General features: G+C 66.7%; 16 protein-coding genes. 8 read left to right on the top strand and 8 right to left on the bottom strand.

Features of this window, described 5'->3' with window-relative positions:
* Positions 1–20 precede the first annotated feature (20 nt).
* From fhuE to AC6LKD_RS19125, 4 genes are all read right to left on the bottom strand, one after another.
* The gene (gene fhuE / locus AC6LKD_RS19140) at positions 21–2,372 is read right to left on the bottom strand and encodes a ferric-rhodotorulic acid/ferric-coprogen receptor FhuE (RefSeq protein WP_498117119.1); all 2,352 of its coding nucleotides are present in this window, start codon (positions 2,370–2,372) and stop codon (positions 21–23) included.
* A 209-nt stretch (positions 2,373–2,581) separates the two neighbouring features.
* Positions 2,582–3,580: a FecR family protein gene (locus tag AC6LKD_RS19135; RefSeq protein WP_498117118.1), complete on the bottom strand. Its 999-nt coding sequence runs from the start codon at positions 3,578–3,580 to the stop codon at positions 2,582–2,584.
* Complete coding sequence (locus AC6LKD_RS19130) at positions 3,577–4,080, bottom strand: RNA polymerase sigma factor (RefSeq protein WP_013395938.1); 504 nt, start codon at positions 4,078–4,080, stop codon at positions 3,577–3,579. The genes AC6LKD_RS19135 and AC6LKD_RS19130 overlap by 4 nt, the downstream gene beginning before the upstream one ends.
* Before the next feature lie 104 nt (positions 4,081–4,184).
* Entirely contained in the window at positions 4,185–4,427 is a 243-nt protein-coding gene (locus tag AC6LKD_RS19125; RefSeq protein WP_498117117.1) for a hypothetical protein, read from the bottom strand.
* A 245-nt stretch (positions 4,428–4,672) separates the two neighbouring features.
* Here AC6LKD_RS19125 and AC6LKD_RS19120 point away from each other — a divergent pair, with 245 nt between their 5' ends.
* The gene (locus AC6LKD_RS19120; RefSeq protein ID WP_498117116.1) at positions 4,673–6,778 is read left to right on the top strand and encodes a PTS sugar transporter subunit IIC/EAL domain-containing protein; all 2,106 of its coding nucleotides are present in this window, start codon (positions 4,673–4,675) and stop codon (positions 6,776–6,778) included.
* Here AC6LKD_RS19120 and AC6LKD_RS19115 read toward each other — a convergent pair.
* Positions 6,771–7,652 carry a prohibitin family protein gene (locus AC6LKD_RS19115; protein WP_041654296.1) on the bottom strand — a complete coding sequence of 294 codons (882 nt, stop codon included), beginning with the start codon at positions 7,650–7,652 and terminating at the stop codon, positions 6,771–6,773. The genes AC6LKD_RS19120 and AC6LKD_RS19115 overlap by 8 nt on opposite strands.
* 290 nt (positions 7,653–7,942) lie before the next feature.
* Between AC6LKD_RS19115 and AC6LKD_RS19110 the strand changes: the two genes are divergently transcribed.
* The 3 genes from AC6LKD_RS19110 (at position 7,943) to AC6LKD_RS19100 (ending at position 9,932) form a co-directional block, all read left to right on the top strand.
* Positions 7,943–8,392, top strand: a complete 450-nt coding sequence (locus AC6LKD_RS19110; protein WP_498117115.1) for an anti-virulence regulator CigR family protein — start codon at positions 7,943–7,945, stop codon at positions 8,390–8,392.
* Positions 8,393–8,541: 149 nt separating this feature from the next.
* Positions 8,542–9,606, top strand: coding sequence for a M4 family metallopeptidase (locus AC6LKD_RS19105; RefSeq protein WP_498117114.1), 1,065 nt, complete (start codon positions 8,542–8,544; stop codon positions 9,604–9,606).
* Positions 9,603–9,932: a protealysin inhibitor emfourin gene (locus AC6LKD_RS19100; protein ID WP_498117113.1), complete on the top strand. Its 330-nt coding sequence runs from the start codon at positions 9,603–9,605 to the stop codon at positions 9,930–9,932. Before AC6LKD_RS19105 ends, AC6LKD_RS19100 begins: the two co-directional genes overlap by 4 nt.
* Here the strand turns inward: AC6LKD_RS19100 and AC6LKD_RS19095 are convergent.
* Entirely contained in the window at positions 9,856–11,142 is a 1,287-nt protein-coding gene (locus AC6LKD_RS19095) for an MFS transporter (protein WP_498117112.1), read from the bottom strand. The genes AC6LKD_RS19100 and AC6LKD_RS19095 overlap by 77 nt on opposite strands.
* Positions 11,143–11,223: 81 nt before the next feature.
* On the opposite strand from AC6LKD_RS19095, the gene AC6LKD_RS19090 reads away from it, so the two are divergent.
* Positions 11,224–12,021 carry an AraC family transcriptional regulator gene (locus AC6LKD_RS19090; RefSeq protein ID WP_498117110.1) on the top strand — a complete coding sequence of 266 codons (798 nt, stop codon included), beginning with the start codon at positions 11,224–11,226 and terminating at the stop codon, positions 12,019–12,021.
* On the opposite strand, the gene AC6LKD_RS19085 is transcribed toward AC6LKD_RS19090, so the two are convergent.
* On the bottom strand, positions 12,014–12,391 hold the full coding sequence (locus tag AC6LKD_RS19085) for a DUF4148 domain-containing protein (RefSeq protein ID WP_498117108.1): 378 nt from the start codon (positions 12,389–12,391) through the stop codon (positions 12,014–12,016). The two genes, AC6LKD_RS19090 and AC6LKD_RS19085, sit on opposite strands and share 8 nt — an antisense overlap.
* Positions 12,392–12,661: 270 nt before the next feature.
* Here AC6LKD_RS19085 and AC6LKD_RS19080 point away from each other — a divergent pair, with 270 nt between their 5' ends.
* From AC6LKD_RS19080 to AC6LKD_RS19070, 3 genes are read left to right on the top strand one after another with little or no spacing between them, the layout of a single operon-like run.
* Positions 12,662–14,179, top strand: coding sequence for an MFS transporter (locus AC6LKD_RS19080; protein WP_498117106.1), 1,518 nt, complete (start codon positions 12,662–12,664; stop codon positions 14,177–14,179).
* A gap of 15 nt (positions 14,180–14,194) precedes the next feature.
* Positions 14,195–15,247, top strand: a complete 1,053-nt coding sequence (locus AC6LKD_RS19075; RefSeq protein ID WP_498117105.1) for an HlyD family secretion protein — start codon at positions 14,195–14,197, stop codon at positions 15,245–15,247.
* Positions 15,244–16,710 carry an efflux transporter outer membrane subunit gene (locus AC6LKD_RS19070; protein WP_498117103.1) on the top strand — a complete coding sequence of 489 codons (1,467 nt, stop codon included), beginning with the start codon at positions 15,244–15,246 and terminating at the stop codon, positions 16,708–16,710. Before AC6LKD_RS19075 ends, AC6LKD_RS19070 begins: the two co-directional genes overlap by 4 nt.
* Here the strand turns inward: AC6LKD_RS19070 and tam are convergent.
* Positions 16,685–17,458, bottom strand: a complete 774-nt coding sequence (gene tam / locus AC6LKD_RS19065) for a trans-aconitate 2-methyltransferase (protein WP_498117102.1) — start codon at positions 17,456–17,458, stop codon at positions 16,685–16,687. The two genes, AC6LKD_RS19070 and tam, sit on opposite strands and share 26 nt — an antisense overlap.
* Positions 17,459–17,676: the final 218 nt, after the last annotated feature.

The following is a 17,676-nucleotide window of genomic DNA, read 5'->3' as shown; positions in this document are numbered from 1 at the left end:
CCCCGGCGCGCGCTGCACAATCAGAACTTGGCAGTCAGGTTGACGAACACGCTTCTGGGTTCGCCGTAATAGACCTGGTTGCCGACGCCGCCCAGGTAGTACTTCTTGTCGAACAGATTGTTCAGGTTCATCTGCGCGGAAAGGCGTGAATTGAAGTCGTAGCGCGCCATCAGGTTGTAGATCGCGTAGGCCTTCTGCTTGACCGTGACCATGTTGTCGCCAGCGCTGACTTCGGAATAGCTCGACAGTTGCCAGTTGACGCCGCCGCCCACCGTCAGACGGCTCCATTCCCCCGGCAGTCGGTAAGTCGTAAACAACCTGGCCACCGCGCGCGGACGCTCGGGATTGACCGATACGCCCTGCGCGTCGCGGCTGGTGTAGTAGGTGCCGCCGGCATAGGCATTCCAGCCCTGCGCCAGTTGTCCGCTCACTTCCAGCTCGATGCCCTTGGTGGTGACGCCATCGGCGGTCGTGTAGGCTTGATCCGGCGTGCCCGGCACCAGCTTGTCGCCGTCCAGCACCGCCACCTTGCTTTGCTTGACCTTGAACAGCGCAACGGACGCATTCAACCTGCCGTCCAGGTATTCGCCCTTCAGGCCCACCTCGTAGTTCTGACCCTGCACCGGGTCCAGATAGTTGCCGCTGCTGTCGCGATTGTCCTGCGGCTGGAAGATGTCGGTATAGCTGGCGTAGGCAGAGTAGGTGTCGTTCAGGTCGACCACCAGGCCAGCGTATGGAATGAACTGGGAGTCCTTTTGATCGCGCGTGGGCGACTTCGATTCCCAGGTCGCGTAGCGGCCGCCGGTTATGGCGGTCAGGTTGTCGGTCAACGACCACCGCGCCGCGGCATAGACGCCGCGCTGGTGCGTGACCGTATCGCGCAGGCTGGCCTCGGTCCAGGTCGGCTGCGCGTACGATCCGTCCCACTCGTAGAAGTTGCCGGTGTCCGCCAGCGAAGCGCGGTCGAAACCATAACGGTAGAAGTCCTCGCCGTAGCGGCTGCGCATGGCGCCCACCACCAGTTCATGCTTGCGGCCAAGCAGGCTGAACGGCCCCGTGGCCTGCAAGTCCAGCGAGGTTTGTTGCGCGTAGGAATTCCAGTACCCCGGCAGTGCCGCCAGGCCAGTTCCCGTTGCCTGATCCAGATCGCCGTACAGGTACAGGAGCTTGGCGTCGTACTTGCTTTTACGCTGCGACCAGTCGGCCTTGACTTCCCAATCGTTGGCGAAGCGATGCTCCAGCGTGGCGAACACCGTCTGGTTGGTCGTGTGCCAATAGGTCCAATCCGCCGCCGTGGTCTTGGAACGCCGCCAGTCGGTCGGCGTGCCGTCGCTGAACACCACGGGCAGGCTGCCCCAGGTGGATCCGCGCGGACGCTTGTCCTGATAATCCGCCCCCACGCTCAGCCGGGTCGATGGCGTCAGATCGGCATCGATGACACCGTAGAACACCTTCTTGTTCGCATGATAAAGGTCGATATAGGAATCGCGCCCCTGATACAGCGCCACCATGCGCGCGCGCACGGTGCCTTCCTGGTTCAAGGGCGTGGACATGTCCACCGTGCCCCGGTATTGATTCCACGAACCCGCGCCGGCGCTGACCATCCCGGTGAATTCGCGGCTGTTGGCATGTTTGCGCACCAGGTTGATAGAGGCGCCCGGGTTGCCCGCACCGGTCATCAGCCCGGTGGCGCCGCGCACGACTTCGATGCGGTCGTAGATGAACGAATCATTGTCGGATTCGCCATACATCGACAGGCCGATGGTGGTGGGTACGCCATCGTACTGCAGGCTGTCGATGTAGAAGCCGCGCGACCAGAAATCGGTGCGATCGGTATCTTCGCTGACCACCTGCACGCCGACCACATTGCCCATCACCTCGTCCAGCGAGCGCAGGTTCTGGTCATCGATGCGCTGACGCGTCACGACGCTGACGGACTGCGGGGTTTCGCGCAAGGACAGGGTCAGCCCGGTGGCTGCGGCCGAAGCCGGCGTCGTATAGGAACCGGTGCCTTCGGTCACCGCCGGATCCATGCTGCCCAGCACCGTGACCGGCGCCAGGCTGGCCACGCCGCCATCGCGCGACAGGATGATGCTGTCGCCCTGCCATCGGTAGGTCACGCCCGAACCCTGCAGCAGGCTGCGCAACGCCTCCTCCGGATCCAGCCTGCCGCGCAGGCCCTTGCTGCTGACTCCGGCCACCACCTCGGGCGCGTAGAAGACACGCACCTTGGTTTGCGCCGCCCATTGCATCAAGGCATCTCCCAGCGGCTGTGCCGCGATATCGATCGACACGGCAGGCGCCTGGGCCCACGCGCTCGCGGGCGCACCCGCCGCCACCAGGCTCAAGGCCAACACCAAGGAAGAAAGCATGAAACGGGGAGACGCGCACGCGAAACGCGTGGCCACGGGGAAATGCCGGGCTGCTGGAATAGTCACAAGTACCTGCTGTTCTGTTCGACGATACGGGGAACGTTTCCCGAAATGGAAACGCGGCGGCTGCCGCCTTCCTTCGTAGAACGAATCAGCCCAAGATAAACCTGAATCCCATTCTCATTTATTTTGTAACTGTGGCGCAGGACCTACCTGGCGCTGATGTCGAGGGCGCCGTCCGGTCCCGGCGTCAGCTTTACAGGCGCCACCGCCGGCAAGGCGTCGACCAGGGCTTCAGGGCGATCCAGGCTGAATGACGCCGACACCCTCAAGCGCCCCACCTTGTCGTCCGCCAGCCGCAATGGCGTGGACAAGTAGCGGTTCATATCCCGCACCACCTCGGCCAGCGGCGCGTTCTTGTACACCACCCGCCCTTCGCGCCAGGCGATCGCGCTCTGGACATCGGCGGGCGCAGGCACGCCGATCGCGCCGCTGCCCGGCACACGGATGCCGTCCCCCCCTCGCAGCACGGCATGGCCCATGTTCCACCAGCGGCCGCCCGACACCTCCACCGTGCCGGACGCCACCAGCACCGCCACCTGCTCTTCATCGCGCCGCACATCGAAGACCGTGCCGGTCACGCGGACCACGCCGCTGCCGGCCCGCACGATGAATGGACGGGCCGCATCGGCACTAACGGTGAACAGGATCTCGCCACGGTCCAGCGCCACTTCCCGCCGTTCCGCATAAAGCCTTACGTCGGCGCGCGTGGCGCCATTGATCTCCAGCATGGAACCATCAGGCAGCGTCACCTGGCGGCGTTCGCCGCGTTCCGCGCTGAGCGTTGCGGTGTACGCCGGCACCTCTGCCGGCAGGCTCCACCAAGCCACCAGCGCGGCTGCGCCCAAGGCCGCACAGCCCGCGGCAAAGCGCAGCGCAAGACGGCCCTGGCGCTGCGGCCTGGGTCGCGGCGGGACCTCCCCTCCGAGCAGCGTCCGGACTTGATCGCGGGACAGTCCGGCAGCCGCCCGCCCCAACTGCTGCATGCGGTCGAATTCGCGCGCGGCCTCGGAGTGGTCGCGCCGCCACCGGGCAAAGTCGCGTCGCTGGCGGCGCGTCAGTTCGCCCGAATGCCAGCGGGCGAACCACTGCGCCGCAGTATCCGCCTCGCGCTGCTCGCTGGGGTCATGGGGGGAAGGCATCGTCATGGATTGTGTTCACGCATGCGGTCGCGCACGAATTCGATCGCCCGCATGACGTAGCGTTCGATCATGTTCTTGGACAGGCCCATATGCTGAGCCACCTCGGCCTGCGTCCAGCCTTCGATGCGATTCAGGACGAAGGCTTCACGGCACTTGGGCGGCAATTCTGCCAGGACTTGGGCCAGGTCATCGGCCAGGCGCGACGCGCGCACCGGGGATTCCGGGTCGGTCCAGGCAGGCTGGTCGGCTTCGTCCAGCAGGTCCAGCGGCACATGCTCGGTCCGTTCCTGGCGGCGCCAGCGGTCGATCAAGCGATGCCCGGCAGCCTGGAACAAGTAGCTGCGCGCCTTCAACGCGACGCTGGCGTCCGCCTTCAGCAGGCGTTCGATGGCATCGTGCGCCGCGTCCTCCGCGTCATGCCTGTTGCCGACCCGCCGGCTCCATACCCCAACCAGCTCGTCATAGTAGGCGAGCCAGCCGGTGCGGGGCGGAGGAGAGCGGGACATGAACCGATCGGACAGCGAAGATGGCGACGCCGCGAATTTTACAAATAATTCTCATTATCGCAACTACGTGCCAAGACTCTTGCTAGCATCCCCGGCTCGCCCAGCTAGTAATCCATCGGGATGTGGCTCTGCGCCTCTCGCAGTTCCTGTATGTGGCGTTCGGCCTCTTGCTTCTCGACGGCGGGCGGCAAAGGCCGCCAGCTCACCATGTTGCCCGGCGTCTTCACCGGCATCCAACCCAGCACGCTGTACAGCGTGATTGCCGTGCATCCCGTGTCGAACCGCGTTTCGTAGTAGCCCTGCCGATCCGGCTTGGTATCGCCGGACGTCCAATCCAACTGAGACATCCATGTCTCCTCAATCTGAAGCTTGTTGTCCCGCGCACCGGGCGAGCCCCTTGATCGTATAGCGGCCCTTCGCGCCCGTGCTGCCACCTTGCGCCCGCTTTGCAATTCTTGATAGAGGGGAATCCCTGACATTCTGATAGGTGCCGATTGCTAAACCTGGAAAACCGGGGCTAGGATGTAGCAAAATATTCTTACAAACACGGGAGCGGCGATCTTCGCTTGCACGGACTCTGGGGCGAACCGCCATGCCGAAACTGGCCCTGATGCGTTATCCAAAAGATCGGCTGGCCGCGCTGGCGGGCGCCAGCGGCTTGCGCGCCATACGCGAAGGCCTGCTCTGGACCCTGCCCTGCCTGCTGATCACGGCGCTGTTCCTGGTGCTGTCGGTCGTCGCCCGCCAACTGGGGCTGCCCGCCTCCGTGGTGGACCTGCTGACCGGCGTCCACGACAAGCTCTCAGGCATCATGCCGATCCTGGCGGGCACCTCCATCGGCTACATGCTGTCGTTCCGCCACCGCGTGCCGCATCTGCCGACCGCATTCCTGTGCCTGTCCTACGTGATGATCGCCGAGGGCCTGATGGCGCCCTATCCCCAGGCGGCCGCCACCCTGGTGCTCTTCATCGCCATTGTTTCGCCCCTGCTGACCGTGCCATTGATGGCCTGGCTGCACCGCCGCCGCTGGACCCAACTGGCGCCGGACGGGCTGATCACTGAAAACGTCCGCGACACGCTGAACATGGTCGTACCTGGCCTGCTGACGGCCAGCCTGGTCGTGCTGGCGCTGTCCGCCGCGCTGCAAATCCCCGCCGTGGCGCAATTCAACATTCCCTTGAGCCTGGCATCGCTGGACAGCCCGTTCACCTCGGGCGCGCTGATGGCGGGATTGAACTCCCTGCTGTGGTTCTTCGGCATACACGGCTACCACGCCCTCGCCCCCCTGATGAGCGTGATGGACCAGGCGGCCATGCTGAACTCCGCCAGCCAGTCCGCCGGCTACGAAGGCATGTATGCCCTGAACAGCACGCTGCTGGGCGCTTTCGTCTTCATCGGCGGCGCGGGCGCGACGCTGTCGCTGGTGGTGGCCATGCTGCTGTTCGCGCGCAGCGAATCCCTGCGCGTGCTGGCGCTGGCCAGCCTGCCGGTGGCGCTCCTGAACGTGAACGAAATCCTGCTGTTCGGCCTGCCCCTGATCCTGAATCCGCGCCTGCTGGTGCCGTTCATCCTGGCGCCGGTGACCAACGTCATCCTCGCGCTGGCCGTGGTGCAGCTAGGCTGGCTGCCCTCCGCGACGACCACCCTGCCCCTGACCTCGCCGGTGCTGTTCAACGCCTATGTCGCCGCTGGCGGCCATCTGGGCGGGGTGGCGCTGCAGCTCACGCTGGTGGCGATAGGCGTGTGCCTGTATGCGCCCTATGTGGTCGCGCTGGAACGTCAGCGCCAGGAAAGCGCCACCGTCTACTTCAAATCGCTGGATACCACCTTCACCCGGCTGCAAGAGGAATCGCTGCTGTACGCGCACGATCCGGTGGTGCAGACCTACGCCGACCGCGCGCGCCGCAACGCCGAGAACAGCCGTATTCGCACCATCAGCCAATACGATTTCCATCTGGAATTCCAGCCGCAAGTGTCATTGCGCAGCGGACTGTGCACCGGCTGCGAAGCCCTGTTGCGCGCCACCGGCCCCGACGGCGCGCGGCAGACGCCGGTGGAGTTCCTGCGCTGGCTCGCACAGGCGGACCTGATGCGGGAAGTGGATCTATGGGTGGCCAGGCAGGCCGTGCAGCAATGCCTGCAATGGCGCAAGCGCGACTTCGCCTTGCCGATGACCATCAACGTCACGGCTGGCACGCTGACGTCTGGCGACTACCTGGAAAAGCTGATCAAGGTGCTGGCGCAGGCCGGCGGGCAGATCTCGGTGGAGCTGACCGAAGACGCGCTGGTGGAGGACACCCAGGCGCTGCACACCGCCTTCGACCGCCTGCACGCCATAGGCGCGCGGGTCTACATCGACGACTTCGGCACCGGCTATTCTGCCTTGGGCTATCTGCACCAGTTCGAGATCGACGCGGTCAAGATCGACCGCAGTTTCGTCGTGGCGCAAGACAGCGACAGGGGCGCACTGGTCCTGAACGGCCTGCTGCGCTTTTGCGAAGCGCTGAACCTGCAGATCGTGGTGGAAGGCGTGGAAACGGACCAGCAACTGAAGGCGCTGGCATCCCCCGCCGAAATCATCGTGCAGGGGTGGTACTACAGCAAGGCTTTGTCGGGCGACAGCCTCATGGACTACGCGCGCCGGCGCCAGGCTGCGCCGCCGGAGCCTGCGCAGCCCTCGCCCGCCGCGCCTACTTGATGCCGATGAACGGCAGCGCCGAGCCCGGAACCTGCGTGGCCGGCAGCACGCCGTCCCACTTTTCCACCGCGTTCAGGCTCACCAGATTGGTGTTGGCGGCCAGGGCCTCGGCCTTGGCGCGGATCGCGGCAGCTTCGGCGTCGCCGCGCATGCGGATGCCGTCGGCCTCGGCCGTGAACTGCTGGCGGCGCGCGTCGGCTTCCGCCTTGGCCTTGACCACCTGGATCTCGGCCGTGATCATCGCCGTTTCCTTTTGCTGGCGGGTCGTCTCGATCTGCACCTGCGCCAGCATGCGCTGTTCGATCGAGTGTTCATAGGCCTGCGAGAAGCCGACTTCCTCGATCTGCACGCCCACCACCTGCACCGGCGCGCCTTCCATCGTCTTGAGCACGGCCGAGTTCACGTCCTGGCCCAGCTTCTGGCGTTCCTGGATGGCGCGCACCGCGGTGTACTGGCCGAACACGTTCTTCACCGAATCCGGCGTCTTGCGTTCCAGCACGCGCATCTGCAGATTGCTGATGGTGCCGTACTCCGAATACAGCTCGGCCACGTGCTCGGGCGGCACACGGTAGGTCACCGACACGCGCAGCGTGGCCGGCTGCTGGTCATAGCTGTAGGCTTCCAGTTTTTCAAACACGAACGTGTGGTCGCGCACCGACACCGTCATCACGTTGTCAATGAATGGGGTCTTGAAATCCAGGCCCGGTTCCGACACGCGCACCAGCTTGCCGTTGCGCAGCACCACGCCACGCTCGCCCTGATCGACCTGGAACCAGGAATCGAACGCCAGGAACAGGATCAGCACAAACAACACCGCCGTAATCACCGCGATCTTGATACCGCGCGGCTTTACAGCACCAATCGTCTTGACCATCTGGATATCTGTCGGCTTCACTTCGAATCCCTTTCTGATTTTGAACGTTTACGGTCCGAGAGCACGGCGGCGATGCCGCGCGCCAGCAGATAGGCGACCACGGCCGCCCCAACCAAGATCAGGAAATACCTCATCGTGCGTTCCCCCCCGGAAAATAAGCAGGGGATTCTATCGCGAGTGGAAGATCAAATGAATTGTGGCGATTGTTGCGATTGAACCGGCCCGCAGAAGTAGCGCTTGCCCAACGACGGCGCTACGCTAGGCTCCTCTATACAGCAGGAGCCGAAACCATGCGCCGCAAACGCTCGATGATCATTGCCGTCCTCGCCTGTGCCGCCGCGCTCGGCGCGCCGGCGCATGCCGCGCCACCCGAAGGCAAGGGCAAGCCGGACCATGCAGGCCAGGGCAATGGCAACGGCAAGAACAAGGGCCAACAGAGCCAGGACAACGGCGTCAGCGTCACGCTCAGCACCGCCGGCATCACCGTTTCCACCGCGCGCAGCTACGCCGTGCAGGCGGGCGCTACCGGCTACGGCTCGCTGCCCCCGGGCATACGCAAGAATCTGGCGCGCGGCAAGCCCCTGCCTCCGGGGATCGCCAAGAAGATGGTGCCCGGCCCCATGCTGGCGCGCCTGCCCGTGCATCCCGGATACGAATGGCGCGTCGCGGGCAGCGACCTGATCCTCATCGCCATCGCCACTGCCGTCGTGGCGGACGTACTCACGGGCGTGTTCAATTAGGCGTGAACGCGCGCCGGACGCCGCGCCGCGGCGTCCATAGTTCCTAGCATCAGGCCGCACACTGTTACGTCCCTGCGCCAGACCTATCTGCTACCGTTGAATGGCCTCGCGCCGCGGCCCTGGCCCGGCGTCCACGACGGAGACCGCGCATGCCACGTCCTTCCGAATCCGCGCCCTTGATCGGTGTGATCCCCCCCTACATGCTGGATCGACTGGCGCAGCACGCCGACTCGCGGGTCAGCATGCCCGCGGTCAAGACGCTGATCATCGACCAACAGCAGCGCAGCCTGCGCGAAATGGCGGTACAGCCGCCACGCGCCAAACCGGCCCGCCCCAAGAAGGCGGCGCCCGCAGGTACCCCCCAGCGCGCGGTGCACGACGCCGCCAACACCACCACTTTGCCCGGCAAGCTGGTGCGCGCCGAAGGCGCCCGCGCCAGCGGCGACGCGGCCGTGGACGAAGCCTATGAACACCTGGGATCGACCTACAAGCTGTTCTGGGACGTCTACGAGCGCCACTCCATCGACGGCCAGGGACTGCCCTTGGTCGGCACCGTGCATTACGGCGAGGACTACGACAACGCCTTCTGGAACGGCGCGCAAATGGTGTTCGGCGATGGCGACGGCGAAGTGTTCAGCCGCTTCACGGTCGCGGTGGACATCATCGGCCACGAGCTCACGCATGGCGTGATCGATGCCGAGGCCGCCCTGCTGTACCAGAGCCAGTCCGGCGCGCTGAACGAATCCCTGTGCGACGTGTTCGGCGCGCTGGTCAAGCAATACACCTTGGGACAGGACGCGCGCCAGGCCGATTGGCTGGTGGGCGCCGGTCTGTTCATGCCCAAGATCCGCGCCCGCGCGCTGCGTTCCATGGCCGAGCCTGGCAGCGCCTATGATGACCCCCTGCTGGGCAAGGACCCGCAGCCCGCCCACATGCGCGATTACGTGGACACGCCCAACGACAACGGCGGCGTGCACATCAACTCCGGCATTCCCAACCGCGCCTTCTACCTGGCGGCCACCGCGTTGGAAGGCCCCGCCTGGGCCGGCGCGGGCCGCGTCTGGTACGACGCGCTGTGCGACAAGCGCCTGCGCCACGACGCCGACTTCGCGCAGTTCGCGAAACTGACGCTGGCGGTAGCGGCGGAACGCCATGGTCCAGCCGTGCGCGATGCCGTCGCGCGGGCCTGGGCCGGCGTGGGAGTCCAGACATGATCGAACTGCCCTCCCTGGACCTTGCGATGCTGGTGCGCCTGACCCGCGAAGGCGGACTGGCCTATGTGCCGGCGCTGGCGAAACCGCGCAGCATCGATCTCGTCACCTGCCCGCCGGACCTGCGGCAGGAGGTCTGCGACGCCCTGCAACGTTCCGCTCCAGTCGCCGTCCCGCGCTGCGCCGAAGCGGGCGGCGACCAGCGCTATTTCCACGTGGAGGTCATCTACGAAGGCGACGACGTGGCGGACATCAGCTTCGACGTGCCGGAGACCGACGCGCCCGAGCCGCTGGTGCGCTTGTGGAAAAGCCGGGCCGGACAGGCTTGAGCGCAGCGTCCCGGTATTGCCCGATCTGGATGGCGCGGCCCGCATAGAGGCCGACGGCCGCCATCGCCAGGCACAAGGCCGCGCACAGGCCCAGCGCCACGCCCCAGTCACCTTGCGCGTCGTGCAGCGTGCCCACCAGCGCCGGTCCGCTGGCGGCGAACAGGTAGCCGACGCATTGCGCCATGCCCGACAGCGCCGCCGCCTGCTGCGCATGGCTGGCGCGCAAGCCCACGAATGCCAGGCCCAGGATAATGCCGCCGCCCGTCCCCAGGCCCATCAGGACGATCCACAGTGTCGCCCAGCCGGGCGCGGCGATCAGGCCAGCAAACGCGACGAACGAGGCTGCGGCAGAGCAGAAGGCGGCACCGCGCTGGTCCTTCAGGCGCCGCACCACGGGGGCCAGGAACAGCGCCGGGACGGCCGACATGAGCTGCAGCAGGCCATGCAGCGCACCGGCGCGTTCAGCCGTATAGCCGGCGTCACGCAGAATAGCTGGCAGCCAGCTCACGCCCACATAGAACACGAATGAATTGATGCCCAGGAACAGCGTCACCTGCCACGCCAGCGCAGAGCGCCACAGGCGGGGTCCATGCGGCGCATGCGCCGTGGATGCCGCGGGCGCGGTGCGATTGGCCAGCTGCGGCAGCCACAGCAGAGCGCTGGCCAGTGGCAACAGCAGCAGGCAGCCGGTGGAAAAGCGCCAGGTCGCGTCGGACAGGTTCGCCAGCGGTATGGCAACAGCGGACGCCAGGCCTGCGGCCAGGCTCATGGTCAGCACGTAGGCCGAGGTCAGGCTTGCGAGCTGCTGCGGAAAATCGCGCTTCAGCAGGCTGGGCAGCAGCACATTGCCGATGGCGATGCCGGATCCGATGACAGCGGTACCCAGGAACAGGCTCCAGGCCGGTCCCAGCGTGCGTACCAGGATGCCCCCCGCGATCAGCAGCATGGCGGCAAACAAGCTGCGCTCCAGGCCGTGGCGGCGCGCCATGCCCGCGGCGAACAGCGACACCACGGCAAAGGCCAGCAAAGGCAAGGTGATCAGCATGCCCGCGGCCATGGAGCTCAGCCCCAGCTGCTCGCGCAGCATGCCTGTCAGCGGCGGCACGCCGGTAATGGGCGCGCGCAGCGCCATGGACATGCAGAGTATGCCCGCGATCAACAACACGGGATTGGCGGCGGGGTGTTTGGAAGCGAGAGGATGCGAGTTCATGCCGTCAGCTTAAGCATCGCCGTCCTCGCCGAATTTCGAGATAATGACAAATTATCCCTAAATTCGGTCAAAGCACATTCGATGCAGCGCCTGGACGACCCCGCCCCCTTCTTCAATCCCGATACCGGCTCGCAATGGACCTATGCCATGCGCGTGCATGCGGACGAGAACGACCAGGAATCGCCGCCGCACCGGCACGCCATGGGCCAGCTGGTGCTGTCCCTGCAAGGCGGCGTGACCTGCTCGGTGCCGCAGGGCCTGTGGATGGTGCCGCCGCAATGCGGCGTCTGGATTCCTGGCGGCGTGCCGCACAGCAACCGGGTCACGCAGAACGGACGCGTCTGCTTCCTGTTCGTGCCGCCCGACGCGCAGGGTCTGCCCGGGCAGTGCTGCACACTGGCCATCTCGCCGCTGGTGCGCGAGCTGGTGGCCTATCTGGCCGACCTGCCCCCGGAGGAAACGGCAACGGCCCCCAACCGCAAGCTGGCCGAGGTGCTGCTAGATCAATTGGCGCGCATGCCGGCCGAGCAACTGCACCTGCCCATATCCGAACACCCGCGCCTGCGCGAGATCGCCGACGCCCTGCACGCCGATCCCGCCGACCGCAGCACGGTGGCGCAATGGGGCCGCCGCGTCGCCATGAGCGAGCGCACGCTGGCGCGGCTGATCCGGCAGGAGCTCGGCATGAGCTTTGGCCGCTGGCGCCAGCAGATGCACATCATCCAGGCCTTGCAGCGCCTGTCCGCCGGCGTTTCGGTGCAGCGCACGGCGGAAGACCTGGGCTACGAGTCCGTCAGCGCCTTCATCACCATGTTCCGCAAGACCTTGGGCAAGACGCCTGCCCGCTACTTCGCGGACAAGGCCGACGGTATCAATTGACGACGGGCGGGTAGTCCAGTTCGCCCGATTTCATCAGGCCGCGCGTGCGCGCCTCGTGCAGTTCCGCGACCGTCTGATCACGGGTCTGGTCCGATTGCGACGGCAGCGCGGGCGGATAGTCTTGTTCGCCATACGTGACCAAGCCCGCCGCGCGCGCGGCGTCGAGTTCTTCACGCACCTGCTGGCGGGTCTTGGTGCTGACATGAGGCAGATCCACCGGGTATTGCTGTTCGCCGTAAGTCACCAGGCCGGCGGCCTTGGCTTCCATCAATTCGGCGCGCACCTGTTCACGGGTCTTGCCTTCGGCATGCGCGGCGGCGCCCACGAGCGCCATGCTCAGCGCCAGAACGGAGAGTCGGAATGTATTCATGAAATCCTCTGCGGTTAACGAGTGCCGCATTATTCGTTCGGCGGCCCGCCGGGATAAATCCCGCGCGGCGCAATCGAAGGTTGTGCCGCGTGCAAACCTCTACGCACGCCGACGCCGCGCCACGCGCACCCTTGCGTCCCATGCAAGGGTGGGTTGATCCAGGAATGGTTTTTCCGCCGCCCGCATCTACCTAGACTGAATAGCTCCTGTTATCCAAGGACGCTATTCCATGTTGTCTTCCTCATCCCCGGGCAGGAGCGGCCCACGATCATGACGGCCGCCGCTCCCCCCGCCCCGCCCGCCGCGGCGGCTTTCGGCTGGCGCATCCTGACCGGATTGCTAGGCGTGCTGCTGGCGGTGATCCTCGCCGGGCTCAATGAAAACGTGACCAAAATGGCGCTGCCGGACATCCGCGGCGCGCTGGGCATCGGCTACGACCAGGGCACCTGGTTCGGGGCCGTCTACGCCGCAGCCTCGGTATGCGCCATGGCCTTCGCGCCCTGGTGCTCGGTCACGTTTTCATTGCGCCGCTTCACGGTCGCGGCGCTGGCCGCCTTCGCGCTGTTCGGCGCGCTCTGCCCGTTTGCGCCCAACCTGCCCGTACTGCTGCTCCTGCGCACCCTGCAAGGGCTCGCGGGCGGCGCGCTGCCACCCATGCTCATGACAGTGGCGCTGCGTTTCCTGCCGCCAGGCATCAAGCTCTACGGACTGGGCGGCTACGCCCTCACCGCCACCTTCGCCCCCAGCCTGGGCATACCGCTGGCCGCCTTCTGCACCGAGGTGCTGGGCTGGCGCTGGGCCTTCTGGCTGATCGTCGGCCCTGCGGCGCTCGCCGCCTGGGCCGTCTGGCGCGGCCTGCCCCAGGACCCGCTCAAGCTCGAACGGCTGCGCCTGTTCGACTGGCGCGGCCTGCTGCTGGGCGCGCCGGCGTTGTCCATGCTGGTCATCGGCCTGTTGCAGGGCGACCGGCTGGACTGGCTGAACTCACCGCTGATCTCCGTGCTGCTGGGCGGCGGTAGCGCGCTGATGGTGCTGTTCATGATCAACGAATGGTCCCACCCCTTGCCGTTTTTCAAGATCCAGCTTTTGCGCCACCGCAACCTGAGCCATGCCTTGCTGACACTGGGCGGCGTGCTGATCGTGCTGTTGGGCGTGATCCTGATTCCGTCGACTTTCTTGGCGCAATTGCGCGGCTATCGCCCGCTGGAAACAGCGCCGGTATTGCTGACCATGGGCCTGCCGCAGTTGATTGCGCTGCCGCTGGTCGCCGCGCTGTGCAACCTGCGCCAGGTGGATTGCCGCTGGGTGCTGGCTGCTGGGCTCGGACTGCTGGCGCTGTCCTGCCTGCTCGGGTCGCAACTGACGCCGGTCTGGTCGCGCGAGCAGTTCTACCTGCTCGAAGCCGTGCAGATCTTCGCCCAGCCCATGGCCGTGATCCCGTTACTGATGCTGGCCACCGGTGGCCTGGCGCCGCAGGACGGCCCCTGGGCCTCGTCCTGGTTCAACACCATCAAGGGCTTTGCCGCAGTCGCCGCCACCGGCCTGCTGGACGCGCTGACCACCGCGCGCCGCAATTACCACTCCAGCATGCTGGCCGACCAACTGGGCAACTTTCCGCTGAGCACGGCAGGCGAAAGCGCGGCAGCGCTGTCCCGCCGCATCCAGGAGCAGGCCGCCGTGCTGACCTCCGCCGATCTCTATCTGTGCATGGCCGGCGTCGCCGTGCTCCTCATCCTGCTGATCCCCTTCGTCGCGACCCGGATCTACCCTCCGCGCGCCGCGGCCTGAAATCGAGTCCATATCATGTCCTTCTCTCTCTTGACTTCTCCCCTTCCACGCGCCGGCGCCCTCGGCGCCCTGGCCCTGCTGGCCTATGCAGGCTGGTCATGGTCCGCCACCGGCGCCACCGAATCCACCGACGACGCCACCGTCGTCGCCGATCACACCATCGTCGCGCCGCAGGTATCCGGCTTCATCGACGCCGTGTTGGTCGAAGACAACCAGCCCGTCAAGCAAGGCCAGCTGCTCGCGCGCATCGACGACCGCGACCATCGGGCCGCGCTGGCGGCCGCAAGCGCCGAACTCGCGGTGGCCAGCGCGCGCCTGTCGGACGCGGCCGCAACGCTGGAACGCCAGCAGGCCGTGATCGACCAGGCCATCGCCGTCACGCGCGCCGACCTGGCCGATATCCGCTATGCCGAAAGCGAAGCCCAGCGCCACCGCAGGCTGGCCAGCGAGGGTGCCGGCACGCAGCAGGCCTATGAACAGGCCCGCAGCCGTCTGGACATGGCACAGGCGCGCCAGGCCGAACACACGGCGACCTTGCAGGCCGCCCGCAAGCAGCGCGAAGTGCTGCAAGCCAATCGCGAGGCCGCGCAGGCCGGGCTGCTGCGCGCGCAGGCCCTGAAGGACCGGGCGCAACTCAATCTGTCGCATACCCAGGTCGTCTCCCCTATCGATGGCATCGTGGGCAGGCGCTCGCTGCGGGTGGGCGCCTACGTCAGCCCCGGCACGCCCATCCTCGCGGTGGTGCCGCTGCAGCAAGCCTATGTTGTGGCGAACTTCCGCGAAAAGCAGTTGACCCGCATGCGCCCGGGGCAGCCCGCAGTCATCATGGTCGACGCCTATCCGGATACGCCGCTGCGCGGCCGCGTGCAGAGCATCGCGCCGGCCACGGGCCTGAGCTTTTCGCCGGTGGTCCCCAGCAATGCCACCGGCAACTTCACCAAGGTGGCGCAGCGCCTGCCCGTCAAGATCATGCTGGATGCGCCGGCCGACGGCGCGCCGCCGCTGCGCGCCGGCATGTCCGTCGAAGCCTTGGTCGATACGGCGGCGGCAGAGGAGTCCACACAATGACCCCGCGCCTCTTGGTCCATACCGCATTTACCTGCGCCCTTTCCGTGTTGGCGGGCTGCGCCGTGGGTCCCGACTTTCAAGCTCCCCAGCCGCAGTTGCCCGCGCAATGGCGTATGCCCGACGAGTCCGCCGCAAGCAGCGTCCCAGTACCCCAAGACGTGAACACATCCTGGTGGGACAGCTTCGGCGATCCCACCCTGAGCGCCCTGATCATCGAAGCGACCGCGGCCAACCTGGACATACGCATCGCCCACGAGCGCCTGCTGCAAAGCCGCGCGGCCCTGCGCGTGACCGAGGCCGACGGCCTGCCTGGAATCGGCGCGGGCGCAAGCTACAAGCGCGGCCAGAACAGCGAGGTCGGCCTGGCGGACCCTTCGGGGCGCGGCGGCAAATCCTCATTCAATTTGTGGCAGGCCGGCGTGGACGCCAGCTGGGAACTGGACCTGTGGGGCCGCGTGCGGCGCGAAGTCGAGCAGGCCGGCGCCCAGTCGCAGGCGGCGCTGGAGGCGCAACGCGGCGTGGTCCTGGCCATCCGCGCCGAAACGGCACGCAACTACATCCTGCTGCGCGGCGCGCAGAACCAGCTGGACGTGCTGCGCAAGACGCTCGCCAATGCCGAACGCAACCTGGCGCTGACCCGCTTGCGCCAGCGCGAAGGCGTGGCCACCGAACTGGACGTGTCGCAAGCCGACGCGCAGGCCGCCGCCATCGAGGCCCGGGTGCCGCCGTTGGCGTTGCGCGTCGACCAGTTGATGAATGCCTTGGCGCTGCTGCTGGAGCAGCCGCCAGGCGCGTTGCAGGAACGCCTGGCCGCCATCGGGCCGATACCCGGCGGCCCGCTGCAGGTTCCCGTCGGACTGCCCAGTGAACTGGCCGGGCGCCGGCCCGATATCCGGCGCGCGCAAGCCAATCTGCATGCGGCCGTGGCCGCGGTCGGCGTGGCGGAGGGCGATTTCTATCCGCGCATCACGCTCTCCGGCAACCTTGGCCTGCAAGCCTTGCAGCTGCGGGACCTGGATACCGACAACGCCGGCATCTTCGGCGTCGGCCCCGCATTGCAGATTCCCATTTTCCAGGGCGGCCGGCTGCGAGGCAGGCTGCGGCTGCGCGAATCGCAGGCTCAAGAGGCGGCGCTGCTGTATCAAAAAACCGTGCTGAACGCCTGGCACGAGGTCGACAACGCCATGACCGCCTATCAGGCGCAGCAGCTGACCCGCGCCAGCCTGGAGCGCGCCTCCGAGAGCGCCCGCCAGGCTCTGCTCAACGCGCAGCGCCAATATGCCGCGGGCGCGTCGGACTTCGTGAATGTGCTCAGCGCGCAGAACGCAGTGCTGGCCAGCGACCAGGAGCGCGTGTCGACCCAGGCCGCGGTGTCGCTGGTGCTGGTGGACCTGTACCGGTCATTGGGCGGCGGCTGGGAGCCCCCTGCCGGGGATCTCAGCCCTGCTTCGGCCCCGCAATGATGAACAGCCGCGGGAACGGCAGCAGCACCGTGCCGTCGGCGAGAGCTGGATACGCTTCTTCGATCAGCGACTGGTAACGGGCCAGGAAACTGGCCTGTCCAGCCGCGTCCAGCCGATCCAGGTAAGGCCGCAGCGCCGTGCCCTTGAACCATTCCACCACGGCTGCCGCGCCCGCCAGTGGATGGTGATAAGTCGTGCGCCACACGTCCAGCAGGTCGCAATGCGGCTTGAGCAGTTCGTAGTACCAGGCGGCGCTATGCCGCGGCGGATGCTTGAAGCCGCCGATGGCGGCGGCCCAGGGCGCTTCGCCGGCCACCTGGCGCGCCAGGCGGTGGGCCGGCTCCTCCAGATTGTCGGGCGTCTGCACGGCCAGGCTGCCGCCCGGGGCCAGCTTGCCGACCAGGCGCGGATACAGCGTCGCGTGGTCCGGCACCCATTGCAAGGCGGCGTTCGCCAGGATCACGTCGTAGGTCCCGGGCGGATTCCACGTGGCGATGTCGGCCAGTTCGAATTGCATCCCCGGCAGGCGCTTTCTCGCCGACTGGAGCATGTCCTCCGAGCTGTCCATGCCGCTGACCTCGGCGTCCGGATAGCGGCTGGCCAGCACCTCGGTGGAATTGCCCGGGCCGCAGCCCAGGTCGACCGCGCGCCTCACGTCCTGGTTGGGCAAGGCAGCGACCAGGTCCCGCACCGGGCGGGTGCGTTCGTTTTCAAAGGCGGAATACTGTTTGGCGGACCAGCTGGTCATGACGGCTCCTTGCGGCATTTGGACTGTCCAGCACTCTACGCCCGCCGCACTGGCGCGACAAATCCCAAAAAATGCGCCCGCCATATCCATCGGATATGGCGGGAGGCTTGTCGCGAAACCCCGCGCCCCTTTACCCGCCCGGTGCTGCCTGGGCGCGTCCCGGCGGGGTGTCTCCACCCGGGACAACACACCCCCCGCCAGCAGGAGCGCGGACGACG

It is taken from the genome of Achromobacter sp. D7-1, from assembly GCF_059760445.1.
This window is presented reverse-complemented; position numbering and strand designations above follow the sequence as displayed.

Coding starts and splice junctions, on each gene's coding strand:
- AC6LKD_RS19085 (WP_498117108.1), bottom strand. CDS start 12,391: ATGAATACATTCCGACTCTCCGTTCTGGCGCTGAGCATGGCGCTCGTG.
- tam (WP_498117102.1), bottom strand. CDS start 17,458: ATGACCAGCTGGTCCGCCAAACAGTATTCCGCCTTTGAAAACGAACGC.
- AC6LKD_RS19080 (WP_498117106.1), top strand. CDS start 12,662: ATGACGGCCGCCGCTCCCCCCGCCCCGCCCGCCGCGGCGGCTTTCGGC.
- AC6LKD_RS19105 (WP_498117114.1), top strand. CDS start 8,542: ATGCCACGTCCTTCCGAATCCGCGCCCTTGATCGGTGTGATCCCCCCC.
- AC6LKD_RS19110 (WP_498117115.1), top strand. CDS start 7,943: ATGCGCCGCAAACGCTCGATGATCATTGCCGTCCTCGCCTGTGCCGCC.
- AC6LKD_RS19090 (WP_498117110.1), top strand. CDS start 11,224: ATGCAGCGCCTGGACGACCCCGCCCCCTTCTTCAATCCCGATACCGGC.
- AC6LKD_RS19125 (WP_498117117.1), bottom strand. CDS start 4,427: ATGTCTCAGTTGGATTGGACGTCCGGCGATACCAAGCCGGATCGGCAG.
- AC6LKD_RS19100 (WP_498117113.1), top strand. CDS start 9,603: ATGATCGAACTGCCCTCCCTGGACCTTGCGATGCTGGTGCGCCTGACC.
- AC6LKD_RS19135 (WP_498117118.1), bottom strand. CDS start 3,580: ATGACGATGCCTTCCCCCCATGACCCCAGCGAGCAGCGCGAGGCGGAT.
- AC6LKD_RS19120 (WP_498117116.1), top strand. CDS start 4,673: ATGCCGAAACTGGCCCTGATGCGTTATCCAAAAGATCGGCTGGCCGCG.
- AC6LKD_RS19130 (WP_013395938.1), bottom strand. CDS start 4,080: ATGTCCCGCTCTCCTCCGCCCCGCACCGGCTGGCTCGCCTACTATGAC.
- AC6LKD_RS19075 (WP_498117105.1), top strand. CDS start 14,195: ATGTCCTTCTCTCTCTTGACTTCTCCCCTTCCACGCGCCGGCGCCCTC.
- AC6LKD_RS19095 (WP_498117112.1), bottom strand. CDS start 11,142: ATGAACTCGCATCCTCTCGCTTCCAAACACCCCGCCGCCAATCCCGTG.
- fhuE (WP_498117119.1), bottom strand. CDS start 2,372: ATGCTTTCTTCCTTGGTGTTGGCCTTGAGCCTGGTGGCGGCGGGTGCG.
- AC6LKD_RS19115 (WP_041654296.1), bottom strand. CDS start 7,652: ATGGTCAAGACGATTGGTGCTGTAAAGCCGCGCGGTATCAAGATCGCG.
- AC6LKD_RS19070 (WP_498117103.1), top strand. CDS start 15,244: ATGACCCCGCGCCTCTTGGTCCATACCGCATTTACCTGCGCCCTTTCC.